21 protein-coding genes and 2 pseudogenes are annotated in these 16,093 nt (G+C 62.7%); 8 read left to right on the top strand and 15 right to left on the bottom strand.

The features are described 5' to 3' along the window. Window positions 1–18: 18 nt before the first annotated feature. The 8 genes from G5B40_RS14650 to G5B40_RS14615 all read right to left on the bottom strand — a co-directional run bounded on the left by G5B40_RS14650 (window position 19) and on the right by G5B40_RS14615 (window position 5,775). Entirely contained in the window at window positions 19–198 is a 180-nt protein-coding gene (locus G5B40_RS14650) for a hypothetical protein (RefSeq protein ID WP_211907338.1), read from the bottom strand. 90 nt (window positions 199–288) lie between these two features. After that, window positions 289–1,095: a transglutaminase-like domain-containing protein gene (locus G5B40_RS14645; RefSeq protein ID WP_165099970.1), complete on the bottom strand. Its 807-nt coding sequence runs from the start codon at window positions 1,093–1,095 to the stop codon at window positions 289–291. A gap of 31 nt (window positions 1,096–1,126) precedes the next feature. Then, entirely contained in the window at window positions 1,127–1,807 is a 681-nt protein-coding gene (locus G5B40_RS14640) for a hypothetical protein (protein WP_165099967.1), read from the bottom strand. A 302-nt stretch (window positions 1,808–2,109) separates the two neighbouring features. Next, window positions 2,110–2,589 (bottom strand): hypothetical protein, encoded by a 480-nt coding sequence (locus G5B40_RS14635; RefSeq protein ID WP_246209540.1) that lies wholly within the window; start codon window positions 2,587–2,589, stop codon window positions 2,110–2,112. 270 nt (window positions 2,590–2,859) lie between these two features. Beyond that, entirely contained in the window at window positions 2,860–3,948 is a 1,089-nt protein-coding gene (gene hflC / locus G5B40_RS14630; RefSeq protein ID WP_165099964.1) for a protease modulator HflC, read from the bottom strand. Next, the gene (gene hflK, locus G5B40_RS14625) at window positions 3,945–5,012 is read right to left on the bottom strand and encodes an FtsH protease activity modulator HflK (RefSeq protein ID WP_165099961.1); all 1,068 of its coding nucleotides are present in this window, start codon (window positions 5,010–5,012) and stop codon (window positions 3,945–3,947) included. The genes hflC and hflK overlap by 4 nt, the downstream gene beginning before the upstream one ends. A 107-nt stretch (window positions 5,013–5,119) precedes the next feature. After that, window positions 5,120–5,464 carry a hypothetical protein gene (locus G5B40_RS14620; protein ID WP_165099958.1) on the bottom strand — a complete coding sequence of 115 codons (345 nt, stop codon included), beginning with the start codon at window positions 5,462–5,464 and terminating at the stop codon, window positions 5,120–5,122. Further along, complete coding sequence (locus G5B40_RS14615) at window positions 5,461–5,775, bottom strand: hypothetical protein (protein ID WP_246209539.1); 315 nt, start codon at window positions 5,773–5,775, stop codon at window positions 5,461–5,463. The genes G5B40_RS14620 and G5B40_RS14615 overlap by 4 nt, the downstream gene beginning before the upstream one ends. 272 nt (window positions 5,776–6,047) lie before the next feature. On the opposite strand from G5B40_RS14615, the gene G5B40_RS14610 reads away from it, so the two are divergent. The 3 genes from G5B40_RS14610 to G5B40_RS14600 all read left to right on the top strand — a co-directional run bounded on the left by G5B40_RS14610 (window position 6,048) and on the right by G5B40_RS14600 (window position 7,288). Continuing rightward, window positions 6,048–6,473, top strand: a complete 426-nt coding sequence (locus tag G5B40_RS14610; RefSeq protein ID WP_165099955.1) for a hypothetical protein — start codon at window positions 6,048–6,050, stop codon at window positions 6,471–6,473. After that, a complete protein-coding gene (locus G5B40_RS14605) occupies window positions 6,470–6,883 on the top strand; it encodes a hypothetical protein (RefSeq protein WP_246209537.1) in 414 nt (137 codons plus the stop codon). Before G5B40_RS14610 ends, G5B40_RS14605 begins: the two co-directional genes overlap by 4 nt. Before the next feature lie 216 nt (window positions 6,884–7,099). Beyond that, on the top strand, window positions 7,100–7,288 hold the full coding sequence (locus tag G5B40_RS14600) for a hypothetical protein (protein WP_062563232.1): 189 nt from the start codon (window positions 7,100–7,102) through the stop codon (window positions 7,286–7,288). 58 nt (window positions 7,289–7,346) lie between these two features. Here the strand turns inward: G5B40_RS14600 and G5B40_RS14595 are convergent, their stop codons facing one another. After that, entirely contained in the window at window positions 7,347–8,081 is a 735-nt protein-coding gene (locus G5B40_RS14595) for a Crp/Fnr family transcriptional regulator (protein WP_165099952.1), read from the bottom strand. Between the two features lie 150 nt (window positions 8,082–8,231). On the opposite strand from G5B40_RS14595, the gene G5B40_RS14590 reads away from it, so the two are divergent. The 3 genes and pseudogenes from G5B40_RS14590 to G5B40_RS14580 form a co-directional block, all read left to right on the top strand. Then, window positions 8,232–8,468, top strand: coding sequence for a hypothetical protein (locus G5B40_RS14590; RefSeq protein WP_165099949.1), 237 nt, complete (start codon window positions 8,232–8,234; stop codon window positions 8,466–8,468). Between the two features lie 133 nt (window positions 8,469–8,601). Continuing rightward, window positions 8,602–8,889, top strand: a complete 288-nt coding sequence (locus G5B40_RS14585; protein ID WP_165099947.1) for a co-chaperone GroES — start codon at window positions 8,602–8,604, stop codon at window positions 8,887–8,889. Between the two features lie 44 nt (window positions 8,890–8,933). After that, window positions 8,934–9,527, top strand: a pseudogene (locus tag G5B40_RS14580) (TCP-1/cpn60 chaperonin family protein); the annotation flags it as partial. 2 nt (window positions 9,528–9,529) lie between these two features. On the opposite strand, the pseudogene G5B40_RS21430 reads toward G5B40_RS14580, so the two are convergent. Both G5B40_RS21430 and G5B40_RS14575 read right to left on the bottom strand, forming a co-directional pair. Next, window positions 9,530–9,643: pseudogene (locus G5B40_RS21430) on the bottom strand (phage tail tube protein); the annotation flags it as partial. A gap of 28 nt (window positions 9,644–9,671) precedes the next feature. Beyond that, window positions 9,672–10,742, bottom strand: a complete 1,071-nt coding sequence (locus G5B40_RS14575) for an alcohol dehydrogenase family protein (protein WP_165099945.1) — start codon at window positions 10,740–10,742, stop codon at window positions 9,672–9,674. 82 nt (window positions 10,743–10,824) lie between these two features. Between G5B40_RS14575 and G5B40_RS14570 the strand changes: the two genes are divergently transcribed. Further along, window positions 10,825–11,337, top strand: coding sequence for a TetR/AcrR family transcriptional regulator (locus G5B40_RS14570; RefSeq protein WP_246209535.1), 513 nt, complete (start codon window positions 10,825–10,827; stop codon window positions 11,335–11,337). Between the two features lie 90 nt (window positions 11,338–11,427). Here G5B40_RS14570 and G5B40_RS14565 read toward each other — a convergent pair whose 3' ends face one another. The 4 genes from G5B40_RS14565 to G5B40_RS14550 form a co-directional block, all read right to left on the bottom strand. Further along, window positions 11,428–12,060: a DUF6441 family protein gene (locus G5B40_RS14565; protein WP_165099940.1), complete on the bottom strand. Its 633-nt coding sequence runs from the start codon at window positions 12,058–12,060 to the stop codon at window positions 11,428–11,430. Beyond that, the gene (locus G5B40_RS14560; protein ID WP_165103700.1) at window positions 12,057–12,368 is read right to left on the bottom strand and encodes a head-tail joining protein; all 312 of its coding nucleotides are present in this window, start codon (window positions 12,366–12,368) and stop codon (window positions 12,057–12,059) included. Before G5B40_RS14560 ends, G5B40_RS14565 begins: the two co-directional genes overlap by 4 nt. 556 nt (window positions 12,369–12,924) lie before the next feature. After that, a complete protein-coding gene (locus G5B40_RS14555) occupies window positions 12,925–13,266 on the bottom strand; it encodes a YnfA family protein (protein ID WP_244304760.1) in 342 nt (113 codons plus the stop codon). Further along, complete coding sequence (locus G5B40_RS14550; RefSeq protein ID WP_045681275.1) at window positions 13,263–13,703, bottom strand: MerR family transcriptional regulator; 441 nt, start codon at window positions 13,701–13,703, stop codon at window positions 13,263–13,265. The genes G5B40_RS14555 and G5B40_RS14550 overlap by 4 nt, the downstream gene beginning before the upstream one ends. A 92-nt stretch (window positions 13,704–13,795) precedes the next feature. Here G5B40_RS14550 and G5B40_RS14545 point away from each other — a divergent pair, with 92 nt between their 5' ends. Next, window positions 13,796–16,027 (top strand): heavy metal translocating P-type ATPase, encoded by a 2,232-nt coding sequence (locus tag G5B40_RS14545; protein ID WP_208997431.1) that lies wholly within the window; start codon window positions 13,796–13,798, stop codon window positions 16,025–16,027. Window positions 16,028–16,093: the final 66 nt, after the last annotated feature.

Raw genomic sequence — 16,093 nt, 5'->3', positions numbered from 1 at the left:
GCGTAACCTGTGTAGGTCTCAAGATGTCTTGGACTTGGCGGGTGCATCCTTGCCAGAAGCCTTGGGCTCGGTCTCCTTGGCAGGGGACGTCGCTGTTTTCGCAGGCTTGGGCTTTAACGCAGCCGCAGCCCTGGCGGTCAGGTCCTTGAAGGACATTTCATCGATCCTTTGATTTTCCGACGCCAACTCCTCGTCCATGTCGGACCGGGATGCTTGACGCCAGTGTTACTTATGTGGGGATTGGCGACCCGGTTTACGATAGCGCATCAAAAAGGAAGCCAAGGTCAGTCAGGCCAATTCATCCGTCCAGACCTTGAATTCCGTCAAAGTGTTCTGACCAAATGTCTGGGTCAGAGGGACATCGGCAGCATCGCGACCGCGCGCGATCAGAATTCTGGCAAACCGCAGCTTGTTATTCCGCGGGTCGAACATGTGCCATTCACCAGCGAGAAAGACCTCCATCCAAGCGGCGAAGTCCCCCGGCGGATGAGGCAGAGGTTCACCGATGTCGCTCAGATATCCGGTGCAGTAGCGGGCCGGAATGTTTATGCAACGACACAGGGCGATGGCGAGATGGGCGAAGTCGCGGCAGACACCCTGTCGCTCGGCCATGGTCTGCGATGCGGTGCGCGTCGCCTTCGCCTGCATGTAGTCGAAGCGGACATGTCCGTGCACGAAATCGCAGATCGCCTGCACGCGTGACCATCCGGGGTCCGTGGTCTCGAACAGGCGCCACGCTTCCTCCGACAGAAGGTCGGTATCGCAATACCGGCTTCCCTGCAGAAACACGAGGGTCTCGAACGGCAGATCCTGAACGGCGTACTGCCGCGCGCCGGGCATGGAGGGATCAGGCTGGCCCGTGTCGCGGAAGATGCCATCCGTCGACAGGCAGAAGTCGCCCTCCGGGGCCACCATCCGCGTGCACCAGTTGCCGAACCCGTCGCGGTAGCTTTCCAGCGGCACGCTCGGCTGCGTCACGAGATAGTCGGCACGCTCCAGATCGCCAAAGCGCGAGTAGTGGACGTTCAGCATCGCAATAAGTGGCGTCGGCTGCGGGAAGCTGTAGCGCAGACGGCACCCGATGCTGACGCGCATGCCGGACCCGCCACGACGAGAAAAATCCGCATCACCGTGCAAGGGCGCACATCCCGTCAGAGAGCCGGAAGCCTCGATTGCAGCTCCACCGGTTGCCGGATCGGTCGAGATAGGCGTTCTCCGGCAGATCGATAGAGACGCAGGAACCGCTCAGCGGCTCGTACCCACGATCACAGCTCCAGCCCGGTCCATAGGATGCCTCGTCCAGATAGGCATTCGATGGCACGACAACGGCGTCGCATCGGTCGTCGATTCTGACGAAGCCCCTCTCACAAGCCCAGGCGGCGCCGTAGTCTGCGTTGGTCAGATACGCGTTCTCTGGCACGACAATCGGCGAACATGTCCCTGCAAGAGCCTCATAGCCACGATCACAGGTCCATCCAGTCCCCGAGTGATCGTCTGTCAGGTAGGCACGCTCGGGAATTACGATGGGCACGCATACCTCGTTCTCCTGCCGGAACCCGCGTTCGCATTGCCAATCGTAGCCGGAAGACCGGAGGAAGGCATTGGTGGGCAGCGAGATGAAATTGCAGGATATCCCGTTTACCTCTTCATAGCCACGGTCGCACTCCCACCCCGTCCCGTAGGAGCGCCCGGTTGGATAGGCATGCTCTGGGATGTCGAGCGCAAGGCATTCGGTGCCCGCCACCCGGTAACCAAGATCGCAGACCCATCCGCCGCCATAGCTGCGCGGCTGGGCGTTCTCAGGCATTGGGCCCGTGCCATCCTGCGCGAGAACGGGGAAGGCGAAAGACGCTATCACACCGGCTATGACTGCCGTCTTCGCGATCAGCCTCGCGAGGGGATGCCTCATCGCCGCTTGCTCCTTGGCGGACCAGAGTCTGCCGTTTGCCGCGCGAGTCTTCGATAGCGCAAGCGTGAGCGTTCCAGTCAGCCATCGCGTGGGCGCGGGCGGCGGCGGGGAGCCCCTGGAATTCGATCTCGATGGCATGCCTTCGTTCTCGGCCACCTGGATCGAGAAGTCCTGCGGGACTGTCGGATGAGTGCTACCGGTCATCGGGGTGACAACTTGTACAACGCTGCAGCGGCGAGAGCATGTTCCTTTTGGTGGTAATCGCCGCGGAACTTGCCATCGACCTGCACCTCCCAAATTCCGTTTCGTTCGCGTACCTGAACCCCACCGCGCTGCGGTGGCCTGTTCATGGAAGAACCCTGTTCACCTTTGCTTTTCGGTGGCACGGGTTGCTTGTTGGTCATTTCCGGCTCCTTCGCGTTGGGCGCGCGCGCTTCTCCTAGGAGCATCACCGCGCGAATAAATTCTGCCGCATAATCATCGGTTTCGCGGTGGTCGTGTTCGCGCTGGGCCAATCTCATCGGATCTACGAACCGTTCTCGCAGGTGGTCGACGAAACGCGGCTCGGTACGGGCCATGTAGGCAATCAGAGCCTGCAGGATCCGTTCATGGGCCAGCACGCGCCGTTCAAGATCGGTCGTCTCTGCGGCCGTCCTGGTGAGATATTTGACTGATGTCATAGCGTATTGTCCTCCTCGCTGCGCGGTGCGACGCTGGAGGTCGTGTCCTCGAATGTGGGCAGGCAGGCCCTCGCCTCATCGCGATTCAGCTCTTGCCATCCACCTACCAGCCAGGCGGACATCGTGCGCTGACGCAGGTTAGGGGCACAGAAATTACGTGGGTGTGTCTTGCTCAGAAGCGGAAAGAAACCAACCTCGGTGGTCCAGATGTCATTGACGTGCTTCCCGATTGATACCCTCAATTCATGCTTGAAACCTTCCACCATGGACCTATCGGCCTGCTTCGACCTCCGTCTGTGTCACGATTGGCGTCGCGGGGGCTTGCGCTGGTCGGGCCCTGCCGATTGACGCCACGCCACCGTCGCCCGGGTCGCTGCCCGGATCGCGGATTGGGTTTGCCTCGCCCTGCATGCCGCGCAGGAACTGGAACAGATCGCTGTCCGTCGTCAGGACAAGCGTTGTGTCGTCGGAGATCATGTCGCCGTAGGCCTGCATAGTTCGGGTAAAATCGTAGAATTCGACCGAAACGGCATCGACATTGTAGGCGCCCGCATAGATTGTTGCTGCTGCGGCATCGGCGGCACCGCGGATTTCCTCGACGGCGCGATAGGCTTCGGACTGGATCTTGTTCAGATCCCGCACCCTGTTGCCTTGAATACGGGCCGCTTCACCGTTGCCTTCAGACAGGAAGCGTTCGGCGATCTGCCGGCGCTCTGAGATCATGCGGTCATAGATCTTGGGTCGCACGCTTTCGTTGTAGTTTATGCGTTTGAAGCGGATATCGAGAAGCTCGATCCCGAAAACGCGCACCTTTTCCGCCGCCGCCTCGAAGATCTGCTGCTCGACCAGCGCCCGCCCCTTCGTGATGGGAACCAGTGCGCCAATGTCCTGCGCAAGCTCCTGATCCGTCAGAAGCGTGTCCCGAAGGGGTGTCCGCCCTCTGGTCGTGCGCACAATCTCGATGAGTTCGTGCTTGGCGACGGCGTTCCGCGTCTCGCTGCCAAGGATATCATCGAGGCGCGACTGGGCGCTGCGTTCGTCGCGCAGGCGCAGAAAGTATTGCAGGGGGTCGGTGATCTTCCAGCGCGCGAAGAGATCGACCGAGATATAGAGCTTGTCCTTGGTGGGCATGTCCGATGGCGAGCCGTCCCACTCCAGAACCCGGCTGTCGATCCGGTTAACCTCCTGAACGAAGGGGAGTTTCAACTTGAGACCAGCCTCGGTGATCGGCGCGCCGACCGGCTTGCCGAACTGGGTGATGATGGCCTGTTCGACCTCGCCGACCGTGTAGACGGCGGATGACGCAGCGACGACCCCAGCAACCGCGATCCCCGAGGCAATAAGCGAAAGGGTCTTCATCGTTGCTCTCCTGTCTGTCGATCAAGGTTCAAAAGCGGCAGGATGCTTGCCGTGGACCCGTCGACAATGATCTTGGAACCAATTCCCGGCAGAACATCCTGAAGGGTTTCGATGTAGATCCGGCGCCGGGTCACTTCGGGCGCCAGACGGTATTCCGTCAGGAGCGCCGTGAATTTGGCCGCATCGCCCTCGGCTTCGTTGATCCGCCTCAGGCGATAACCATCGGCTTCGCGGATGCGCTGGTCTTTTTCGCCTTCGGCCAGAGGTATGACGCGGTTGTATTCGCGGCGGGCCTCGTTGATGATTCGCTCCTTCTCTTGTTGTGCCTGGTTGACCTCGTTGAACGAGGCTTGAACCGGCTGGGGCGGATTGATGTTCTTCAGCTGTACCTGGTCGATGCTGATGCCCATCGCGTATTTGGTCGCGAGCGCCTGCATCTTCAGCAGGGCTTCGCTTTCGATTTCCTGGCGCCCGACGGTGATCACCTCGTCGACTGTGCGGTCTCCCACGACTTCACGCATGACGGACTCCGAGACGTAACGCAGGGTCGCGCTCGGCTGGCGCACTTCAAACAAGAACTTCCGGGGTTCGGAAATCCGGTACTGCACCACCCACTCCACGAGCGCGGCGTTGAGATCGCCAGTCACCATCTCGGTCTCGCGGCGACCGTCCGTCGGGCTCTGATAGGGATCGGAGGCACCCGGAGTCGTGAACCCGAATTCCTGTTTCAGCTGGCGCTTGACCGGGACCAACGTGGTCACGTCGATCCCGAACGGGATCTTGAAGTGCAGCCCCGGAGGGACCTCGGCCGCGTACTTCCCGAACCGTTGGACAATCGCAACGGAGTCGCTCGGCACCGTGTAGTAGGAGGTCCACGTCCCAAACGCCGCAAGCGCAATGGCGGCCCCGATTGCAACACGCTTAACCGGTGGCAAACCGTCCGGCAGGATGCCGTGCAGCCGATCCCGGCCCCGCCTGAGAATTGCGTCAACCTCAGGGGGAACGCGGGTCTGCTTGTTTTTCCAAGGTCCGCGATCTTCCGGTCCATTGTCATCAGAAGGCATCGCAAGCTCCTATCTCGGTTTTGGCACGCGGGGCGATGCCTGGTTCGCGCGTTTGCCGGTGCGGCCCGTTTTGAGCCATCACATCGTCGGCTCTGAACAGCATGACCTCAGAGTTCCAGTTCCTTCAGACAAGCCTGCGCAATATCTCGGTCCGGGGCATCGGTTCCTGGCATCGTCGCCCAGCCGGCGGTCATGAGAGCGTCGCGCCTCTGGTAGGTCGAGGCTGCCCGGATCGTTGCAAGCTTGTCCGCCCGAGCCGGGTCTGACCGCGCCATGTCGAGGCAGACCGGTACCATTGAGGCGACGACATCGTTACGGGACATCGCCACCGCCCGGTCATTCGAAGTGCCGCCGGTCACCCAGCCACCCCATGAAAATCCGACGACGCCGACAAAGACAGCACCGATCACGGCACCATAGATGCCGGGTTTGAGCCATTCGGGAGTATTCATTTCAAGTCCTCCTGCGGAGAAAGCGCCGCCTCGCTATGATTGTTTTTCTCAGTCGCGCCCTGATCCCGGCTCAGCGCCTCTTTCAGGTCGCTGTCGGAAATCGCCCGTAATTCTGTCCGTCCCGCATGACCGACCCTTCCGCGCACCGTCAGGTACGTCGCCGTCCGCCTATAGGCCTCGAAGCTGAGCCCTTGGAGAAGCTCTTCTTCGACGAGAAGCTCGTAGTCGCCCGCGGGCAGTTCGCCCGGGTATCCCGGCAAGGTGAACGGGTTTGAAAACGTCACCGTCGATCTGGTCGACCGCATGTTCATCTCTAATCTCCGCGATGTTGGCAGATCCGTCGCTCGCCACTTTTGACGGCCCATTGGAGTGCGGGACGGAAAAGTCGAACGATGTATTTTCTTATACATCGGGATCGTCCGACTGGCGCTGACGCATGTTAGCCCCGGGCACTGAACCGGCTGCGAACTTCCTGAGGGCAGTCGCCCGCACTGATCTGCGTAAGGGCGGCGAGACCGACCTGCGCGTATCCTCTGGGAAACAGGGATGATCTGCATTCCTGCAAACCTTGAAAGGAGTGGCGATGGCCGCCCCCAATGTTCTCAACCCGCACCCGCCCGAGTTCGATCGGTTCCTCCAAGCTTCGGTCGGCGAGGACCGGAACGGCTATGCCGTGACGGTGCTCTCCACGCTTGCGCGGCTCGGCCTCGATCCATGGACGGAAACCGCTGAACTGGTCACACTGGGGCGCGACGCCGCGCGAGCGCGATTGGGAACGCTGCTTGCTCGATTTCGGGACGTTCCTGCGCTCGCCAGCGATCACGGCAGGATTGCACGAGACCTGAGCCAGCTGCTTCCCGAAGGACCGACGTCAGGTGCCCTGCAGCGCGCTGCCTCGACGGTGGCCGATGGCCGCCCGGGAACAAGCGGAGCGATCTGGGCGGTGCTCGCGATCATCTTTGTCCTGTTTCAGATGTTCATGGTTGGCGGGTCGGGGTCAGGCGAATGACTGTATCAACCGCGACCGCGACGAGACCGGCCCATGCGGCACACAAGTCCGGCACGCTATCACCGCGTGAACAGGGCGTTCTGTGGGACATGGAGGAACACTTCTGGACCAGTGGCGCCGACAACGCGCGGGCGACGACAGCGACCAACGCTGTCATGGTCTTCCCCTATCCGCCCGGGATCCTCCAGGGCGACCAGATCTGGAGCCATCTTCGACAGAGAACCGGCTGGCGGTCTGTCTCGATGGCCGAACGGCGCGTCACGCGATGCGGTGACATCGCGATACTCACATACCGGGTCTCGGCGGAAAAACCCGACGTGCCGATCTACAAAGCCCTCTGTGCTTCGACCTACCTTAACGACGACGACAGATGGCTGAGGATTTCCCACCAGCAAACGGCGGTGACTTGAAAGCCGACAAGGCAATCGACCCGCCACAGACGCCGGGACTAACCTGCGTCAGTGCGGCGAGGGCTGACATTGGCTAGGTAAGCCGTGCCCGCCGAATATTTGGCGGCACTGTAAATTTCCAAGTTCCTGAAAAGCGTGTGGGCGTGTCGATCCCAAAAAGGTCGGCATGTCGGCACGCTTTTTATTTCTCGGAAAGTCCATGAAAGGACAATTCCAATGACACCCGAACAGAACAAGACTGCCGAAAAAATGACGTCCGTGAAGGCCGCGTGGGACAAGGCGCCCGCTGGTCCGAAGAAGGACGCGGCGCTCAAGCACTATCAGGCCGCCGAAAAGGCGAACACGGCGAAGAACGACGCCGAGACCAACAAGGAACTCGATGCGGCGACCCACGCGCTCGCGTGAACGCCATCGTCTGATGTGATGCCTGGGGTCGCCTGCCGAGCAACGGAGGGCGGCCCTCTCACTTCAGGAGCGGGCCGCTCTGATCCAGATAGGCTGCATCAAACTCAGCCAGTTCCACCAACCCGGCATGATCTTCAAAGGACACGCGACCGTCTCGAAAGGTCACCAGCCCTCTTTCGCGCAGCTGTCGCAGGACGCGATTCACATGAATGGCACTTAACCCCAGCACATCCGCGAGGTGGTACTGGGTCAGCGGGCAGTCGTACCCATCCTTGGTCCCCATGCCCACCAGCGCAAGCCTCGATCCCAGTTCCAACAGAAAATGCGCCATGCGGGCGTCCGCATCGCGCCTGCCGATCCCGACAAGGTGTTCGACCACCATTGCCTCGTCCCGCGACGCCGCCCAGAGTATGGCGGTGGCCAGGCGCGGCGTCTGCGCGAATGCATCAAGAAGGTCGCTCTTCAGCACTTCGGCGGCCTCGATGTTAACGATGGGTTCGAAGCTGTGGTCCGACGTGCGCAAGAGAACGCTCCGCAGCCCGAGAAAATCTCCTGGCACCTGGAAATCCACGATCTGCCGGGTCCCGTCGGCCTGCAGCTTGTAGGAACAGACCCAACCCGCGGACAGGATATATGCGGCTTGATCGGATTGCCCCTGATGGACCATATCGCGCCCAGCGACGAAGGAGCGGCGGCGCTGATGAAGTCGTTCAAGCACGGCCAGCTCGACCTCCGACAGAGCGACGAAGGCAGAAAGCTTGCGGGTCAGGGGGCTTTGTTCAGATGATGTCATTGAGGCTCCTGGCGTGTCGTGACCCAAGAGCAGAAATCGGCTCGGGCACTGCTCTGGATCAGTCCAGCATAGAGCACTTCCTGCGAGATGTACGGATGCATCTGAATCTCGCCTTCTCTCAGGTTCAAGATGCCAAGGAAGGAAACTCAGATGTCCACCGCAAGCGAACATGCAGGCCAGGCCGCCCTATCGATCTGCGAGGCGCTCCTGCTTGCCATGAACGATCGCGGGTTGCTGCCGGAACACGAGATCGTGGGGGTTCTTCGTGACGCCGCGGCGACCCATGTGAACGCCCTTGGCACCGAACTCGAAATGGAAAGGCACCGGGCCGTCGCCGAAATGATCAACACGATCATCGCTGGCGGAAACTCTGTTCGACGCCCGTGAACCGCTCGGGGGGCGGTGTCGATCCGAATTCTCGGAGTGGAGACCGAATGGGATACCGCGGACTTGCGCGCAACACAGCTAAGCATTCGACCCGGCCCGTTTCGCCAACGAAATCTCAACAAGGAGCACTTCGATGTCATTCACTCCCCTCCACGACCGGGTGCTCGTTCGCCGCATTGAAGGCGACGAGACGACCAAGGGCGGCCTCATCATTCCAGATACTGCCAAGGAGAAGCCTCAAGAAGGCGAAGTTGTCTCCGTTGGTGCCGGGGGAAGGCGCGAGGACGGCGAGCGCATCCCGATGGACGTCAGAGCCGGCGACCGGATCCTGTTCGGGAAATGGTCGGGCACCGAAATCAAGCTCGACGGCGAAGACCTCATGATCATGAGAGAGAGCGACATTCTCGGCGTCATGGCCTGACCCCGACAGCGACGCCGAAATTTCACTCTCAGGAGCACCCAATCATGTCCGCCAAAGACGTCAGATTCAGTACCGATGCCCGCGACCGCATGCTGAAAGGCATCAACACGCTGGCCAACGCCGTGAAGATCACCCTTGGTCCCAAGGGTCGAAACGTCATCATCGACAAATCCTGGGGGTCGCCGCGCATCACCAAGGACGGCGTGACCGTCGCCAAGGAAATCGAGCTTTCGGACCATTTCGAGAACATGGGCGCGCAGATGGTCAAGGAGGTCGCGCAGCGCACCAATGACGAGGCTGGAGACGGCACAACCACCGCCACCGTGCTCGCCCATGCGATTGTCCAGGAGGGCATGAAGTCGGTCGCCGCCGGCATGAACCCGATGGATCTCAAGCGCGGGATCGACAAGGCCGTCGCCGCGGTCGTGGCCGAAATCAAGGCCATGTCCCGACCGGTTGGCGACAGCGACGAGATCGCGAAGGTCGGCGCCATTTCCGCCAACGGAGAGGTCGCCATCGGCCGCCAGATCGCAGATGCGATGGCCAAGGTCGGCAACGAAGGCGTGATCACCGTCGAGGAAAACAAGGGGCTGGAGACCGAAACCGAAGTGGTCGAGGGCATGCAGTTCGATCGCGGTTAGACGGCGTGCACGGTGAAGGTGAAGCTCTCGCCGGTGGGCAGGACGTAGGCGAACTCCATCTCGCAGGCCTCGCCGTTGATCGCCTGCGTCACCAGCGTCTGGTCGACGAAGCGAGGCGCCGCGATTCTCATCGGGCGGGCGTCAGCCGGGGATTTCGATCCCGATCTTGCCCATGTGCGACTTTTGAATGAACGCCTCCTGCGCCGCACGCAGCTTGTGCAGAGGGTAAGTCTCGGCGACCACAGGGCGAATTTCGCCTGCCTCGATGTAGCTGACCAGGTCGGTGAAGACGCGCGGGTCCTGCCGCGTGCTGCCAATCAGCATCAGGTCCTTGAGGTAGAGCGTGCGCAGGTCCAGCTCGACGATCGGCCCGGCAATGGCCCCCGAAGTCACATAGCGACCTCGGGCAACCAACGCATCGAGCAGTTCGGGCCAGCGCGGGCCACCCACCAAGTCGAGCACTACGTCGAACCCCTCTTCAGGAAGGGCATCGTTGCGCTCCAGTGTCTCGTCGGCACCAAGTTCCTTGAGCGCCTCCATCTTGGCCGCGCTGGTGACGGCGGTAACATGTGCGCCGCGCCGCTTGGCAAGCTGCACCGCCGCCGAGCCGACGCCGCCAGACGCGCCCGTAACTAGCACCCGCTCCGCACCCAGTGCTGCGCGCTGAATCATCCCTTCAGCGGTGGAGAACGCACACGGAAAGGAGGCGAGTTCGATGTCAGAGTGCGGACTGTCGATCCGCAAAGCGTGCTCGGCGTCCACGGTGGTGTATTGGGCAAAGCCGCCATCACGCTCCGACCCGAAGGTCGCCAACACATCTGACCCTGCGCCTGCGGGGCTGTGCATCGGTCGCACCAGCACGCGCTGGCCGACCCGCGCACTGTCCACTCCGTCGCCAACCGCGACGATCTCTCCGCAACAGTCAGCGCCCTGGATGCGCGGAAAGCTCAGCGCGCCGGACCAGGCACCATCGGCGTCAGACGCGCCATCATAACCCTCCGCAGCGGCCGAGCCGGTATCGCCCCGCACGGCTTTCGAATACCAGCCGGTGCGGGTGTTCACGTCGGTGTTGTTCACTGCCGAGGCGCCGACGCGGATCAGGACTTCACCTGCTCGCGGGCACGGCACCGGCACGTCGACGCGCCATTCCAGCTTGTCTAATCCGCCGTGCCCGGTCAGGACGACGGCCTTCATCGTGTCGGGAAGGGTCATTGTGGCATGCTCCAGTGTAGAATGGTTACTCTACTTGCGTAGGTAGAGGGATCGCTCTACAGCGTCAAGCATGGCAGACACGATGAGCAAGATATCCGCCGGTCTCGAACAAGCTTTCGCCAGCCGTGGCTTCGCTGAACCGAGCGTGGAAGACCTGCGCGACGCCGCGGGCGTGAGCCTGCGCACGCTCTACAAATACACGCCGTCCCGCGCAGAAATGGTGCTGGCAGCACTGGAAAACCGGCACCAGCGTTATCTCGCCCGCGTCTTCGGCGCCTTGCCGGAAGAGCCCCGAGAGGCGGTGGACACCATCCTTTCCCGAGTGGGCAACTGGATGGCAACCGAGACCTCACACGGCTGTCTCTTTCATGCGGCAGTTGCCGCCGATCCAGGAAGTGACCGGCTGCACGATCTACTCGAGCGGCACAAGGCCGAGGTCGCAGGGCGGGCCGCAGCAGCCACCGGGCTAAAGGCGGCCGAGACCGAGCTTCTTGTGATCATTGAAGGGTTGACGCAGGCATGGCCCCTGCGCGGCATGGCAGCAGTTGACGCAGCCATGCGGCTGGGACATGCATTGCAGGCTCAGAATAATTGACGGAAGTTGCGCTACGTCTCAGGTCAGCAGCTCGAAGCTACTGTACATTCGACGTTGATCGCCAAATGGCAGTTCCGTCCCGCGTCGCTGCTATTCAAACTTCCTGTCCACCCAGTTCGCCACGATCAGCCCCGGCACGCTAACCAGCGCGCGCTCTGCATCGCGGTCGAGGTTAAACCGTTTTGGCAGCTTGACCTGAGGCACCAGCAGGAAGATCGGCGCGGTGACCTTCCCGCGTCCGGTTTTGGAACGCGACACCACCGCCTGGCCCTTCGTGTTCAGCCGCCCCTCAGCCACCAGCAGGCTCGGACCCGTCCGGCGATAGACGAACCGCAGGCGCAGACCGCGTCGCCGTTCCCATTCACCGGGGGTGATCCGGCCACCGCGTGTGGATTTTCCTGCGGCGGGCAGCGGGATCGCAAGCCAGAAGCCGTCCTTCGAGCGGATCAGTGGTCCAGTATCGTGCGCGCCGACAATCACCGGTGCCTTGGACCATACCAGCGCCGCCGCATCGAGGCTTTCGCCCGACCGCGGGAAGTTCTGGTTGCGGATCGAGTTAGCGAGTCGCCTCCCGAGCCCTGCGCCAGTGATCTGCCCACGCCATGCTGTCTTCAGCCCGGTCCCGGCCTCGCGCATGGCGGCGGTCACGGCGCGTTCGCCCGCCGCGACCTCGGCCGCCATCATCGCGACGATGTCGGGAGCGATGTCGAGCTTAAGTTTCATGCTGGGCGCAAGTCCACGGTCCAGACCAGCCGCTCGCGGTCGCGGACAGGCTCGCCCTGAATGAGGAAGGCGTCGCCGTCGATCTCGATGCGGTCGCCGGGTCGCGGATTCGCTACTTCGGCGACGCGCAGGTCGATCCGGGTGGTCTCGGACCAGAGCCGGGCGTCGCCGAAGTCGGTGACCGCATCCGCGCGCCGGGCGGCGGCACGCACCAGCACGGGCGCGCCGCCGTCGGCGATGTAGACTGCGTCCCGGCCGACGTTTGGATCGGCGAAGAGCGCACTGAGCGCGGCGGCGAAGGCGCTCAGGGCCGCATCGTGGCCGAAGCGCTCGCTCGGCTCGCGACCTTGGTCGGTGAGGACGAAACCAACGTGCCGAGTGCGAGAGCCGCGCTGCGGTGACACCACCCAAGTCGGAGGGGTGTGTTCGATACGTGTTCCATTCTCTTCCCGCTTGGATTGCCGAACCTATGCGGACCAAGCCGGAGATTTTCCCGATTTTTATCAATGGTTTGCGCAGATTAACCGGAACGGCGGCGGTTAACAGGTCCGGAGAATATCGGCCCGGAGAGAATGCGTGTGTGCCCTTCGGCGCGTGGGCCGGTTAACAGCCCCTCCCGCACAACCCTCGAAAACAACGAAAAAATCCGGCTGCGGCCGGATCGGGAGAACGCCTTCGCGGGGGCAAGTGGCGGAGGGGATGGGTCTGACGTCCAACCTTCTCCAGTATAAGTCATTGATTTTATTTGATGCGCACAGCTGCTACGCTGGAAGAGCGGGAGTCCGTCCGCAAAGGTTGGCTCTATCGTGATGTCGGCAACGATGAGCGGCAGTCGGCTGCCTTGATCTTGGAGAGCACCCCCGATCATCCACCAGCCGCCCTCGGCGCCAACAGGATGACGGCCGCACCGGCGAGGCAGATTGCGGCACCTGTCAGGTCCCAAGTGTCCGGGCGCTGCTTCTCGATGAGCCACAGCCAGAGGAGCGAGGCTGCGATATAGACCCCGCCATAAGCTGCGTAGGCCCGCCCCGCAAAATCGGAGGGGGCAAGGGTCAGGAGCCAAGCGAAGACGGCCAGGCTCAGGAGGCCGGGGACCAGCCAGAGCGCGCTCGCGCCTTGCCGCATCCATGCCCAGACCGCAAAGCAGCCCGCAATCTCGGCCAGAGCGGCACCGATGTAGATGGCGAGGGTGCCGGGTGCTTTCACGATGCCGCCTCGCTCTCCGGATGCTGGTGATCGGTTGCGCATAGCGAATGGTCGCCCAGAACTTCAATGACCCGGCAATCGGCAATCCGACCGCCTGCACATTGCACGACCATGCGCTCAAGTTCGCCTTTCAGCGCAGTCAGGCGCGCAAGGCGGCTTTCAACCTCGGCCAGCTGCGCCCTGGCGATGACATCGGCGGCTGCGCAGGATTGATCGGGTCTGTCAGAGAGACTCAGAAGGTCTCGGATAGCGTCCAGCGGAAAACCGAGCTCCCGCGCATGGCGGATGAAGGCTAGCCGATCCAGTGCCGACTGCCCATAGAGCCGCTGGTTCCCGGCACTGCGATCTGGCTCCGGCAGGAGCCCGATCTGCTCGTAGTAGCGGATCGTCGGAACCTTCACGCCGGCCGCTTCGCCCAATTTTCCGATGGTGAGCATCAGATTTCCTCTTGAAGCTATAGCTACTAGAGACCTTAGGTTCCCGACTCAGCAAATACAATGTTGCCCGCTGGGCGGGTTGGAAGGGCGTGATGACGGCGAACGACAGTGCAACCTACGAATGGACGGTTTCCGGGATGGACTGTGCGTCGTGCGCCGGCAAGGTCCGGGGTGCGGTCGAACGCCTGCCTGGCGTGAGCGACGTCGATGTGGCGCTAATGACCGAGCGGCTTCGGCTGACTCTGGATGAAGGGCAGACCCCTCGCAACCAGATCGAAGCAATCGTCAAGCGGCTCGGCTACGGGATCGCGGCGAAAGGATCGAGCCCCGATCGGAAAGGCTTCGTGCTGCCGGACGATGAGCAAGCGTCCCGTGCGGACGGCTCGCGAGATGCCGCAGGACTCGAGCCCAACGCTGGATCGACAGGGCCCGAGAGCGGTCCCGGGCCCGGTTCGCGTTGGTATCAGACCGCGAAGGGCAGACTGGTGATCGGCACCGGTCTCCTCCTCGCGGCGGCATGGGCCGTGAAACTGCTCGCCTCCCAGGATGTGGCAACGTGGGCATTCATCCTCGCGACGCTCATTGGTGTCGCCCCTATCGCACGCCGCGCCGTCGCGTCCGCCAGAGCGGGGATGCCGTTCACGATCGAGATGCTGATGACAATCGCCGCCAGCGGCGCGCTCGTCATCGACGCCGCCGAGGAAGCGGCGCTCGTCGTCTTCCTCTTCGCCGTCGGGGAGGTTCTCGAAGGTGTTGCGGCGAACAAGGCCCGCGACGGGATCCGGGCGCTCGCTCGTCTGGTACCGAAGACCGCGATCCTGGAGATCGGCGGCCGGACTCGGGTGATACCAGCCGACCAGCTGCAGGTGGACCAGATCGTTCTGGTGCGCCCGGGAGACCGGGTCCCGGCAGATGGCGAAGTTATCGAGGGCACCTCGGGCGTCGATGAGAGCGCCGTCACGGGCGAGAGTGTGCCGAAGCTGAAGGAACCCGGTGCCTCCGTCTTTGCCGGCTCCATCAATTCCGAGGCGGCGCTGCGTGTTCGGGTCACCAAGTCGGCCGAGGACAACACCATTGCCCGTATCATCCGGCTGGTCGAGGAAGCGGAAAGCGCCCGGGCCCCGACCGAGCGCTTCATCGACCGTTTCAGCCGCATCTACATGCCGGCCGTCGTCGGAGTTGCGGTGCTGGTGGCCATCGTCCCGCCCCTCGCGTTCGGGCAAGGCTGGGATACGTGGATCTACCGGGCGCTCGCGCTTCTCCTGATCGGATGCCCCTGCGCGCTGGTGATCTCGGTACCGGCTTCCATCGCCTCTGCGCTTTCTTCAGGCGCGCGTCGCGGGCTGCTGATGAAAGGAGGCGCCGTGATCGAGGCCGCGGCGGCCACCACGCATGTCGCATTCGACAAGACCGGAACCCTGACCCACGGACGGCCGCGCGTCACGGACGTGGTGCCGATCTCGGGATCGGAGACAGAGGTGCTGGCGCTGGCTGCCGCCGTCGAAGCGGGGTCGAGCCATCCTCTGGCGGAGGCGATCCTGTCCCGCGCGGAAGCTGCGGGAGCGCCGTTCCTGGCCGCGACCGCCGCCAAAGCGCTTCCGGGCAAAGGGGCCGAAGCAGTCGTTGAGGGTGAAACCGCCTGGGTGGGCTCTCCACGGTTCGCCGGGGAGCGCGGTGTGTTGGACGACCACGCGCTCCGGGCGGTGGTCGGCATGGAAGACGAAGGCAAGACAGTCGTCGCGGTCTTCCGCCGGAGCCAGTTGGTCGGACTCGTAGCGCTCCGGGACGAACCCCGAGAGGATGCCGCCCGCGCGGTGCAGCAACTCAAGGCGCTTGGCATCGCGTCTGTGATGCTGACCGGCGACAACCGGCGCACGGCAGCAGCCATTTCCGCTGGGCTGGGCATTGACCATCGCGCCGAATTGATGCCCGAAGGCAAGGTCGCCGCGATCCGTGAGATGACCGCCAGAGACCGCGTGATGATGGTGGGCGACGGCATCAACGATGCCCCTGCGCTCGCCACCGCCCACATCGGAGTTGCCATGGGCTCCGGAACGGACGTCGCGCTTGAAACCGCCGACGCCGCGATCCTGCGCAATCGCGTGACCGATGTGGCCGGCAAGATTCGCCTTGCTCGCGCAGCCATGGCGAACATCAGGCAAAATGTGGCGATCGCGCTCGGCCTTAAGGCGGTGTTTCTGGTGACGACGATCCTCGGCATTACCGGGCTGTGGATCGCGATCCTTGCAGATACCGGCGCGACGGTGCTCGTCACACTGAACGCGCTGCGGCTTCTTGCGTTTGATCCGGAACGTGAGGCCTGAGATCAGATCATCGGCAGGGCGATGGTTCCGCTGCCATGCCGCAGGGCCGAGCGCTGAGAACATAAA

Origin of the sequence: Pikeienuella piscinae (assembly GCF_011044155.1) — a bacterium.
Classification (GTDB): domain Bacteria; phylum Pseudomonadota; class Alphaproteobacteria; order Rhodobacterales; family Rhodobacteraceae; genus Pikeienuella; species Pikeienuella piscinae.
The sequence above is the reverse complement of the archived record's forward strand: the minus strand, read 5'-3'. Positions and strand labels throughout refer to the sequence as shown.

What these genes read in the sequence shown, in the direction of transcription:
- G5B40_RS14595 (WP_165099952.1), bottom strand. Translation starts at nt 8,081, where the DNA reads ATGACATCATCTGAACAAAGCCCCCTGACCCGCAAGCTTTCTGCCTTC.
- hflK (WP_165099961.1), bottom strand. Translation starts at nt 5,012, where the DNA reads ATGCCTTCTGATGACAATGGACCGGAAGATCGCGGACCTTGGAAAAAC.
- G5B40_RS14640 (WP_165099967.1), bottom strand. Translation starts at nt 1,807, where the DNA reads ATGCCTGAGAACGCCCAGCCGCGCAGCTATGGCGGCGGATGGGTCTGC.
- G5B40_RS14590 (WP_165099949.1), top strand. Translation starts at nt 8,232, where the DNA reads ATGTCCACCGCAAGCGAACATGCAGGCCAGGCCGCCCTATCGATCTGC.
- G5B40_RS14545 (WP_208997431.1), top strand. Translation starts at nt 13,796, where the DNA reads ATGACGGCGAACGACAGTGCAACCTACGAATGGACGGTTTCCGGGATG.
- G5B40_RS14635 (WP_246209540.1), bottom strand. Translation starts at nt 2,589, where the DNA reads ATGACATCAGTCAAATATCTCACCAGGACGGCCGCAGAGACGACCGAT.
- G5B40_RS14620 (WP_165099958.1), bottom strand. Translation starts at nt 5,464, where the DNA reads ATGAATACTCCCGAATGGCTCAAACCCGGCATCTATGGTGCCGTGATC.
- G5B40_RS14600 (WP_062563232.1), top strand. Translation starts at nt 7,100, where the DNA reads ATGACACCCGAACAGAACAAGACTGCCGAAAAAATGACGTCCGTGAAG.
- G5B40_RS14575 (WP_165099945.1), bottom strand. Translation starts at nt 10,742, where the DNA reads ATGACCCTTCCCGACACGATGAAGGCCGTCGTCCTGACCGGGCACGGC.
- G5B40_RS14605 (WP_246209537.1), top strand. Translation starts at nt 6,470, where the DNA reads ATGACTGTATCAACCGCGACCGCGACGAGACCGGCCCATGCGGCACAC.
- hflC (WP_165099964.1), bottom strand. Translation starts at nt 3,948, where the DNA reads ATGAAGACCCTTTCGCTTATTGCCTCGGGGATCGCGGTTGCTGGGGTC.
- G5B40_RS14585 (WP_165099947.1), top strand. Translation starts at nt 8,602, where the DNA reads ATGTCATTCACTCCCCTCCACGACCGGGTGCTCGTTCGCCGCATTGAA.
- G5B40_RS14610 (WP_165099955.1), top strand. Translation starts at nt 6,048, where the DNA reads ATGGCCGCCCCCAATGTTCTCAACCCGCACCCGCCCGAGTTCGATCGG.
- G5B40_RS14650 (WP_211907338.1), bottom strand. Translation starts at nt 198, where the DNA reads ATGGACGAGGAGTTGGCGTCGGAAAATCAAAGGATCGATGAAATGTCC.
- G5B40_RS14550 (WP_045681275.1), bottom strand. Translation starts at nt 13,703, where the DNA reads ATGCTCACCATCGGAAAATTGGGCGAAGCGGCCGGCGTGAAGGTTCCG.
- G5B40_RS14645 (WP_165099970.1), bottom strand. Translation starts at nt 1,095, where the DNA reads ATGCGCGTCAGCATCGGGTGCCGTCTGCGCTACAGCTTCCCGCAGCCG.
- G5B40_RS14615 (WP_246209539.1), bottom strand. Translation starts at nt 5,775, where the DNA reads ATGAACATGCGGTCGACCAGATCGACGGTGACGTTTTCAAACCCGTTC.
- G5B40_RS14565 (WP_165099940.1), bottom strand. Translation starts at nt 12,060, where the DNA reads ATGAAACTTAAGCTCGACATCGCTCCCGACATCGTCGCGATGATGGCG.
- G5B40_RS14570 (WP_246209535.1), top strand. Translation starts at nt 10,825, where the DNA reads ATGAGCAAGATATCCGCCGGTCTCGAACAAGCTTTCGCCAGCCGTGGC.